General features: G+C 65.1%; 11 protein-coding genes. 9 read left to right on the top strand and 2 right to left on the bottom strand.

Features of this window, described 5'->3' with window-relative positions; genetic code table 11:
• Window positions 1–1,241 (bottom strand): DEAD/DEAH box helicase family protein (locus ACXJKR_RS16905; protein ID WP_457323807.1); only part of this gene is annotated, 1,241 nt, incomplete at its 3' end.
• Between the two features lie 148 nt (window positions 1,242–1,389).
• Between ACXJKR_RS16905 and ACXJKR_RS16900 the strand changes: the two genes are divergently transcribed.
• The 8 genes from ACXJKR_RS16900 to ACXJKR_RS16865 all read left to right on the top strand — a co-directional run bounded on the left by ACXJKR_RS16900 (window position 1,390) and on the right by ACXJKR_RS16865 (window position 7,315).
• Entirely contained in the window at window positions 1,390–2,577 is a 1,188-nt protein-coding gene (locus tag ACXJKR_RS16900) for an amino acid aminotransferase (RefSeq protein WP_457323806.1), read from the top strand.
• A gap of 131 nt (window positions 2,578–2,708) precedes the next feature.
• The gene (locus tag ACXJKR_RS16895; protein ID WP_457323805.1) at window positions 2,709–4,028 is read left to right on the top strand and encodes a polyhydroxyalkanoate depolymerase; all 1,320 of its coding nucleotides are present in this window, start codon (window positions 2,709–2,711) and stop codon (window positions 4,026–4,028) included.
• Entirely contained in the window at window positions 4,025–4,669 is a 645-nt protein-coding gene (rsxB, locus tag ACXJKR_RS16890) for an electron transport complex subunit RsxB (protein WP_457323804.1), read from the top strand. The genes ACXJKR_RS16895 and rsxB overlap by 4 nt, the downstream gene beginning before the upstream one ends.
• 10 nt (window positions 4,670–4,679) lie before the next feature.
• Window positions 4,680–5,321 carry an endonuclease III gene (nth, locus tag ACXJKR_RS16885; protein WP_457323803.1) on the top strand — a complete coding sequence of 214 codons (642 nt, stop codon included), beginning with the start codon at window positions 4,680–4,682 and terminating at the stop codon, window positions 5,319–5,321.
• Between the two features lie 13 nt (window positions 5,322–5,334).
• Entirely contained in the window at window positions 5,335–5,544 is a 210-nt protein-coding gene (locus ACXJKR_RS16880; RefSeq protein ID WP_025563979.1) for a hypothetical protein, read from the top strand.
• Complete coding sequence (locus ACXJKR_RS16875) at window positions 5,541–5,828, top strand: cell division protein ZapA (RefSeq protein ID WP_056196881.1); 288 nt, start codon at window positions 5,541–5,543, stop codon at window positions 5,826–5,828. Before ACXJKR_RS16880 ends, ACXJKR_RS16875 begins: the two co-directional genes overlap by 4 nt.
• A gap of 219 nt (window positions 5,829–6,047) precedes the next feature.
• Window positions 6,048–6,506 carry an EVE domain-containing protein gene (locus tag ACXJKR_RS16870; RefSeq protein ID WP_057299632.1) on the top strand — a complete coding sequence of 153 codons (459 nt, stop codon included), beginning with the start codon at window positions 6,048–6,050 and terminating at the stop codon, window positions 6,504–6,506.
• Entirely contained in the window at window positions 6,503–7,315 is an 813-nt protein-coding gene (locus tag ACXJKR_RS16865) for a sulfite exporter TauE/SafE family protein (protein WP_457323802.1), read from the top strand. The genes ACXJKR_RS16870 and ACXJKR_RS16865 overlap by 4 nt, the downstream gene beginning before the upstream one ends.
• Here ACXJKR_RS16865 and ACXJKR_RS16860 read toward each other — a convergent pair.
• A complete protein-coding gene (locus ACXJKR_RS16860) occupies window positions 7,312–8,325 on the bottom strand; it encodes a GGDEF domain-containing protein (RefSeq protein ID WP_457323801.1) in 1,014 nt (337 codons plus the stop codon). The genes ACXJKR_RS16865 and ACXJKR_RS16860 overlap by 4 nt on opposite strands.
• A gap of 214 nt (window positions 8,326–8,539) precedes the next feature.
• On the opposite strand from ACXJKR_RS16860, the gene ACXJKR_RS16855 reads away from it, so the two are divergent.
• A partial coding sequence (locus ACXJKR_RS16855) for an NAD(P)/FAD-dependent oxidoreductase (RefSeq protein WP_457323800.1) occupies window positions 8,540–8,890 on the top strand: 351 nt, incomplete at its 3' end.

The raw sequence follows: 8,890 nt of genomic DNA, 5'->3' as shown, positions 1-8,890 counted from the left end.
GGCGTGGCCGACACAAAGATGGCCTGACGCATCTTGCGTTCGAACTCGGCAAACTTCAGCGGCCGGTTGTCCAAGGCGGACGGCAGGCGAAAGCCGTATTCCACCAGCGTCGTCTTGCGCGCCCGGTCACCGTTGTACATGCCGCCGAACTGGCCGATCAGCACGTGGCTCTCGTCCAGGAACATGAGGGCGTCCTTGGGCAGGTAGTCCACCAGCGTCGGCGGCGGGTCGCCCGGCTGGGCGCCGGACAGGTGCCGCGTGTAGTTCTCAATGCCTTTGCAGTGGCCCACCTCCTGCAACATCTCCAGGTCGAAGCGCGTGCGCTGCTCGACGCGCTGCGCCTCCACCAGCTTGCCCTCCTTGACGAAGAAGTCAACGCGCTCGCGCAGCTCCGCCTTGATCGCGTCGGTGGCCGCCAGCACGCGGTCGCGCGGCGTCACGTAATGGCTGCTCGGGTAAACGGTGAAGCGCGGGATCTTCTGGCGGATCTGCCCCGTAAGAGGGTCAAACAGCGACAGCGCCTCGATCTCGTCGTCGAAGAGTTCGATGCGGATGGCCAGCTCCGAGTGCTCGGCCGGGAATACATCGATGGTGTCGCCGCGCACGCGGAAATGCCCGCGCACGAACTCCATTTCGTTGCGGGTGTACTGCATGCGGATCAGGTGGGCGATGACGTCGCGCTGGCCCATCTTGTCGCCCACGCGCAGCGTCATCACCATCTGGTGGTAGTCGCTCGGATTGCCGATGCCGTAGATGGCCGATACGGACGCCACGATGATCACGTCGCGCCGCTCCAACAGGCTCTTGGTGCACGAAAGCCRCAACTGCTCGATGTGCTCGTTGATCGCGCTGTCCTTCTCGATGAAAAGGTCGCGCTGCGGCACATAAGCCTCGGGCTGGTAATAGTCGTAATAGCTGACGAAGTACTCGACGGCGTTGTTCGGAAAGAAGTCCCGGAACTCACTGTAGAGCTGGGCCGCCAGCGTCTTGTTGGGAGCAAAGACGATGGCCGGGCGCCCCAGGCGGGCGATGACATTGGCCATCGTGAAGGTCTTGCCCGAACCGGTGACGCCCAGCAGGGTCTGGTAGCTGAGGCCGTCGTTGATGCCTTCGATGAGCTTGGCGATGGCGGTCGGCTGGTCCCCCGCCGGCGGGAAAGGCTGGAACAGCTGGAACGGCGAGCCTTCGAAGCTGACGAATTCGCCCTTGCGTTCCTCCGAGTCACTTTCTGGACCGGACATGACGTTCAAGGCTTCTTGCATGGGGAATTCCCTGGGTTCGGCGGCAAAATTGCTGCGCTGCATTGCTGCAATGCAGAAGCGGTCAGGTTAGCGCAGACCCTGATTCTTCAAGCCTCCCCTCCTGCCAACGTCCCTTCAGGAACCCGCCATGTCTTTGTTCGCCGATGTCGCCCTTGCTCCCCGTGACCCCATCCTCGGCCTGAACGAGCAGTTCAACGCCGACACCCGCCCCGGCAAGGTCAATCTCGGCGTTGGCGTCTACTACGACGAAGCCGGCAAGCTGCCGCTGTTGAAATGCGTCCGCGAAGCCGAGGCCGCCATGGCCGCCGCCCCCAAGCCGCGCGGCTACCTCCCCATTGATGGCATTGCCGCTTATGACAAGGCCGTTCAGAAGCTGGTCTTCGGCTCCGAACTGAAGAACGTCGCCACCGTGCAGGCCCTGGGCGGCACCGGCGCGCTGAAGATCGGCGCCGACTTCCTGAAGCAGCTCAACCCCGCCTCCAAGGTGCTGATCTCCGACCCGAGTTGGGAGAACCACCGCGCCCTGTTCACCCAGGCCGGCTTCACGGTCGAGGCCTACCCCTACTACGACGCGGCCAGGAAGGGCATCAACTTCGACGGCATGCTGGCCGCGCTGAATGCCGCACCCGCCGGCACCGTCGTCGTGCTGCACGCCTGCTGTCACAACCCGACCGGCTATGACATCACGGCCGAGCAGTGGGCCCAGGTCGTCGCCGCCGTCAAGGCCAAGGGCCTGACGCCCTTCCTGGACATGGCCTACCAGGGCTTTGGCTTCGGCCTGAAGGAAGATGGCGAGGCGGTGCGCCAGTTCATGGCCGCCGGTGTCGGTTTCTTCGTGTCGACCAGCTTCTCCAAGAGCTTCTCGCTGTACGGCGAACGCTGCGGCGCGTTGAGCGTGGTCTGCAGCAGCGACGAGGAAGCCGTGCGCGTGCTGTCGCAGCTGAAGATCATGATCCGCACCAACTACTCCAACCCGCCCACGCATGGTGCCCAGGTCGTCGCCCAGGTGCTGTCCGACGACAAGCTGCGCGCGCTTTGGGAAGAGGAGCTGGCCGGCATGCGTGTGCGCATCAAGGCCATGCGCGGCGCGCTGGTCGCCGCGCTGAAAGCTGCCGGCGTGACCCAAGACCTGTCCTTCGTCACTGAGCAACTGGGTATGTTCAGCTACTCGGGCTTGAACGCCACCCAGATGCAGCGTCTGCGCAGCGAGTTCGGCGTCTATGGCGTGGACTCTGGCCGCATCTGTGTCGCCGCACTGAATGAGGGCAATCTGCCCACCGTCGCCAGCGCGATGGCGGCGGTCATCAAGGGCTGAAAGCCCTTCAATGCACCAGCCAAGTGCGCAGGATTGGCGGTTTGACCGCCCATCCGATGCTGCAGCGCACAAGGCCGAAAGCGTTTTCTGGCACCATCGGGGCGTCCCGGCCCCTAGTTCAAGGTTTGCCAATGCTGTATCAGTTCTTCGAAACCCAGCGCGCGCTGCTCAGTCCCTTCTCTGAGTTCGCAGCCGCGTCGGCCAAGCTCTACAGCCACCCGCTGTCACCGTTCACCCACACGCCGATGGCGCAGCGCCTGTCTGCCGGCCTGGACCTGATGCATCGGCTGGCCAAGGACTACGAGAAGCCCGAGTTCGACATCAAGTCCGTGGAGGTCGACGGCGTCGACGTCGCGGTGCAGGAGCTGGTGGCGCTCGAGAAGCCCTTCTGCCGCCTGCTGCGCTTCAAGCGTTACACCGACGATCTCAAGGTGCTGGCCAAGATGAAGGACCAGCCCACGGTGCTGGTCGTGGCGCCGCTGTCCGGCCACCACAGCACGCTGCTGCGCGAAACCGTCAAGCAACTGCTGAAGGACCACAAGGTCTACATCACCGACTGGACCGACGCGCGCATGGTGCCGCTCGAAGTCGGCCCCTTCCACCTGGACGACTACATCCACTACGTGCAGGAGTTCATCCGCCACGTCGGCGGCGCCGACAGCCATGTGATCTCCGTCTGCCAGCCCACGGTGCCTGTGCTGGCTGCCATCTCGCTGATGGCCAGCGCCGGTGAAGCCACGCCGCGCAGCATGACCATGATGGGTGGCCCCATCGACGCCCGCAAGAGCCCGACGGCAGTCAACAACCTGGCCATGAACCGCAGCTACAGCTGGTTCGAGAACAACGTCATCTACCGCGTACCGACCAACTTCCCGGGCGCCGGCCGCGAGGTCTACCCGGGCTTCCTGCAGCACACCGGCTTCGTTGCGATGAATCCGGACCGCCACCTGTCGTCGCACTACGACTACTTCCTGGACCTGGTGCGCGGCGACGATGACAGCGCTGAAGCCCACCGCAAGTTCTATGACGAGTACAACGCCGTACTCGACATGCCGGCCGAGTACTACCTCGACACCATCAAGACCGTCTTCCAGGACTTCGCGCTGGTGAACGGCACTTGGGCAGTTGACGGCCACTTYGTGCGCCCGCAGGACATCAAGACCACCGCGCTGCTGACTGTCGAGGGCGAGCTGGACGACATCTCCGGCGCCGGTCAGACCAAGGCGGCACACGACATCTGCTCGGGTGTTGCCAAGCAGCACCAGTACCACTACGACGCCATTGGCGCCGGCCATTACGGCATCTTCTCGGGCCGCCGCTGGCGCGAGAAGGTCTATCCCGAAGTGCGCGACTTCATCGCCAAATACGAAGCTGCGCCGCTAAAGAAGACGGCCAAGGTGGCGGTGGCCAAGACCACAGCCAAGCCGGCGGCCCGCAAGCGCAGAGCGTGAACCTCGCGGAGCTGATCGACGCCGCACTGCCGCAGACCCAATGCACTCGCTGCGGTTACYCGGACTGCCGCCGCTACGCCGACGCCATCACCGCGGGTGAGGCCGAGATCAACCAATGCCCTCCTGGCGGTGCAGAGGGCATTGCACGACTCGCCGCGATCACCGGGCGCCCTGCCCTGCCATTGAATCCCGTCAACGGCATTGAAGCCACGCGTGGCGTCGCCGTCATCGACGAAGCCTGGTGCATCGGCTGCACCCTCTGCATCAAGGCCTGCCCGGCCGACTGCATCGTCGGGGCACCCAAGGCCATGCACGTGATCGTCACCGCCCAGTGCACCGGCTGCGAACTGTGCGTACCGGCCTGCCCGGTCGACTGCATCTCCATGCCCGAGGTCACCACTGCCACCGGCTGGGCGGCCTGGAGCCCGCCGCAGGCCGACGAGGCACGCGAGCGCTACGCCTTTCGCCAGTTCCGCCGCCATCGCGAGGCCGAAGAGAACGCGGCGCGCCTGGTTGTCAAGGCCGAAGCCAAGCTGGCGGACCTGCCGGCGGCATCTGCGATCACCGACCCCGCGCAGCTCGACCGCAAGCGCGCGGCCATTGAAGCCGCGCTTGCCCGCGCCAGGGCCAAACGGACATGACAATCGCGGCATGAACGCCGCGCAAGTCGAACGCTTCTTCGCCATCCTCAAGGCTGCCAACCCGGCGCCCCAGACCGAACTGGAGTTCACCAGCGTCTTCGAGTTGCTGACCGCCGTGCTGCTGTCCGCCCAGGCCACCGACGTGGGTGTCAACAAGGCCACCAGGCGACTGTTCGCGGTTGCCAACACACCCGCGCAGATCCTCGCCCTTGGCCAGGAAGGCCTCGAGTCGTACATCAAAACCATCGGCCTGTACCGCAGCAAGGCCAGGCATCTGCTGCAGACCTGCCGCATGCTGATCGACCTGCATGGCGGCGAAGTGCCACACTCACGCCCCGATCTCGAAGCCTTGCCTGGTGTCGGCCGCAAGACGGCCAACGTCGTGCTCAACGTTGCTTTTGGCGAGCCGACGATGGCGGTTGACACGCACATCTTCCGCGTCAGCAACCGCACCGGCCTCGCACCAGGCAAGACGCCGCTGGCCGTCGAGCTGGGCTTGCTGGACCGCGTGCCAACCGACTATCTGGTTGACGCCCATCACTGGCTGATCCTGCACGGCCGCTATGTCTGCCAGGCGCGCAAGCCACTGTGCAATGTTTGCGCGGTCATCAACGAATGCGACTACGGCCGGAACCTAAAATCCGCCGCCTGAACCCTCACACGCCATGGCCCAACTCAGCGACCTCACCGAACGCGTCGAACGCCTGCTGCTGCGCCACGACGAACTGACCCGAACCAACACCCTGCTGCTCGAGCAGGTGGCGGCCCTCACGCAAGAGCGCGACAGCCTGCGCTCGCGGCTGAATGCGGCGCGAGCGCGCGTCGATGCGCTGCTGGAGCGCCTGCCCGTCGAGACGCCCAAGGAAGACGCATGAAGCAGATGGAAGTGACCATCATGGGCCAGAGCTATCTGCTCGGCTGCCCCGAAGGCGGCGAAGCTGCATTGAGCTCCGCCGTGGCCCAGGTGGACCGCGAGATGAGCGCCATCCGCGATGCCGGCAAGGTCAAGGCACGCGAACGCATCGCCGTATTGGCCGCGCTGAACCTGGCCTACCAGCTCGCCGACACCTCGCGTGAAACGCCGGTGTCAACGCCCGAAATCGATACCCTCGTCAAGCGCCTGGATGAAGCACTCGGTCACGACGGGCAGCTGCTCTAAGACTTAGAATTCACGTCGTCCACCGCTTTCCCCGGGGCTTTATTTCCTTCATCCGATGCTCTATGAGCAAGGGCTTGGAACATGCCGGACGGGCGTGATCGTCTCGCGTCAGATGAACCCGAAGTCCGGCTGACCTCGCCCACCTGATTACCCCTGGGTGTTCAGGATCTCGGCCCCCCGGATTGCGGTGGACACCTTCTTCCCGCTTAGCATCAGCTGATGAACTACTGGCTGATGAAATCAGAGCCCGACGAGGCTTCGATCCTCGACCTGCAACGCGCCGGCACTTTGCCATGGACGGGCGTCCGCAACTACCAGGCGCGCAACTTCATGCGCGACGACATGCAGGTGGGCGATGGCGTGCTCTTTTATCACTCCTCCTGCCCTGAGCCTGGCATCGCCGGCCTCGCCGAGGTCAGCAGCGCGGCCTATCCGGATGCGACGCAGTTCGACGCGAGCAGCCATTACTACGACGCCAAGTCCAAGCCCGAGGCACCGCGCTGGGTCCATGTTGAYGTGCGCTGGCGCGAGACGACGCGGTTGCTGAGCCTGAAGGAAATGCGCGAGGCGCCGGAGCTCGCGTCGATGCGCGTGTTGGAGCGCGGCAGCCGGCTGTCGATCACGCCGGTCACGCCGGCCGAATGGCAAGCCGTGTTGAAGCGCCTGCACGGCAAATGACAGCCACCCTCGCCGCGGAACTGCTCGCACTCGGCCTCGCGGCTGGCTTCCTCGCGGGATTGCTCGGCATCGGCGGCGGCATGCTGATGGTGCCCGTCCTGACCTTCATCCTGAGCCAGCGCGGCGTCGAGCCGGGCCTGGCGGTCAAGATGGCCATCGCGACGTCCATGGCCACCATCATGTTCACGTCGCTGTCCAGCGTGCGCGCCCATCACCAGCGCGGCGCGGTGCGCTGGGATCTCGTCAAGGGCTTGGCGCCCGGCATCCTCATCGGCGGCCTGCTGGCGGGTGCCGGCCTGTTCGCCCTTCTCAAAGGCGCCTGGCTGGCCTTGGTCTTCGCCGCATTCGTCAGCTTTTCGGGCTGGCAGATGCTGCGCAACAAGCGCCCGGCGCCCAGCCGGCAGATGCCTGGCACGACCGGCCAGTTCAGTGCGGGCGCGGGAATCGGCCTGCTTTCGGGCATGGTGGGGGCTGGTGGCGGCTTTGTCAGCGTGCCCTTCATGGTCTGGTGCAATGTGCCGGTGCACCTCGCCGTCGCGACAAGCGCCGCCCTGGGCTTCCCGATCGCGGTCGCGAACACGCTCGGCTACGTCATTGGCGGTTGGGGGCTGACGCCRGCCCTGCCAGGATCGGTGGGCTACCTCTATTTGCCAGCGCTGGCGTTGATTGCCGTGGCCAGCGTGACGATGGCACCGCTCGGCGCACGCGCAGCCCATGCCATGGACGTGGCTCAGCTGAAAAGGGTCTTCGCGATGCTGTTGTTCGCGCTCGCGGCCTACATGCTCTACAAGGGGCTGTCGGAGCTTTAGCCGAAGGCAATGGACGCCAGCACGACCTGGTTGCCACCGCGGCGCTGCGCCTCGTGCACAGCTGCTTCGCTGGCGGCCATCAGCTCGTCCTGGCGCGAGGCGGTATGCGGGAAGCTGGACACGCCCATCGAGATGGACAAGCCCAGGTCCTGGCCATTCAACACGACGATCTGGGCCGCGCACTGGCGGCGCAGCTGCTCCATGCGTGCATGGGCCGTCGCCAGGCCCACGCCGGACAGCAGCACCGCAAAGCGTTGCGGCCCGATGCGGCAGGCCGAGTCCATTGCCCGCGTGTTGGCGCGCAGCATGCGACCGATGCCCTCGAGCAGGCGCTGCTGGGCGTCATCACCCAGGCCGGTGATGGCCGGCGAGGCATCCAGCGCAATGATGACGAGGGCGAACTCGCGATGCTCGCGCGAGGACAGGTCGATTTCGCGCAGCAGCTGGTCGTCGAACTGGGCGCGCATGTAAAGGCCCGAAACATCGTCGCGGCCCGAACCCTGCTGCAGCTCGCGGCGGATCTGCTCGATGGAGGACTGCTGCTGCTCGATCTGGGCCAGGGCGCGCTGCAGATGGGCCTCTCGGTGGCGCTCCTCAGTGCGCTCATGCCATACCGAGAGCAGAAAGTCGGCACTCAGGGCCAGCCGGGTGACGCTGAACTCAYGGCGACGGCTGTTGATTTCCAGCTTGTGCTCGCTGACGACCGGGTGACGCTGGGCCATGACCGTCTGCTCGACACGACGTAAGGCCGTCGTCTCGTCGGCCTTGAGCAACTCGGCGTCCGTGTGGCCGACCACCGCTTCACGCTCGAACATCTGCGCCAGGCCCGTGCTCGCAAATACGTATCGGCCGGTGGACATCGCCTTGATCGCCGCCTGGCTGCCCAGGGGCTCGATCAACGAGATGAGGCCGGCCAGCGTCTCGCCGCCCAGTTCTCCGTGGCCTGCCAGCCAATGCGCCAAGCTGCCGGGCGGCGGCTGCATCGCGGTCTGGTCAGCGGTCATGTCCATGAGATCGTTGTGATGCCATCGTGTATTCGCGGCGCAATGCCGCGAATACCAAAGGTGTCGGGGGACTGTAGTGGGGCCAAAGCAGCACCAGCAAGGCCGTGCCACCCCATGAATCGGGCCTCCCCCCTAGAAGACCCTTTTGCTACCCGGCGTGAATCCTAACGAGTTTCGATGCGCCCACCCACGACAATGCCGCCCCATTCACGGGAGGTCTATGCGGGGATTCGATGCGGTGGTGGTGGGCGCGGGGGCGGCAGGGCTGTTCTGTGCTGGCCTGGCGGGCCAGCGGGGTCTCAAGGTGCTGCTGATCGACCACTCGCCCAAGCTGGCCGAAAAAATTCGTATCTCGGGCGGCGGCCGGTGCAATTTCACGAATCGTGAGGCCGGGTCGGCCAATTTCCTGTCCGAAAACCCCGCCTTCTGCCGCTCAGCCCTGGCCCGCTACACCCCGCAGGACTTCATCAAGCTCGTGCAGGGCTATGGCATCGCCTTCCACGAGAAGCACAAGGGCCAGTTGTTCTGCGACGACTCCGCTGAGCAGATCATCCAGATGTTGGTCAAGGAA

The sequence above is a fragment of the Roseateles sp. P5_E11 genome, assembly GCF_054049355.1.
The sequence above is the reverse complement of the archived record's forward strand: the minus strand, read 5'-3'. Positions and strand labels throughout refer to the sequence as shown.

Bases quoted from the DNA above. Each gene is read 5' to 3' on its own strand.
- ACXJKR_RS16875 (WP_056196881.1), top strand. From the start codon at position 5,541: ATGAAGCAGATGGAAGTGACCATCATGGGCCAGAGCTATCTGCTCGGC.
- nth (WP_457323803.1), top strand. From the start codon at position 4,680: ATGAACGCCGCGCAAGTCGAACGCTTCTTCGCCATCCTCAAGGCTGCC.
- ACXJKR_RS16900 (WP_457323806.1), top strand. From the start codon at position 1,390: ATGTCTTTGTTCGCCGATGTCGCCCTTGCTCCCCGTGACCCCATCCTC.
- ACXJKR_RS16880 (WP_025563979.1), top strand. From the start codon at position 5,335: ATGGCCCAACTCAGCGACCTCACCGAACGCGTCGAACGCCTGCTGCTG.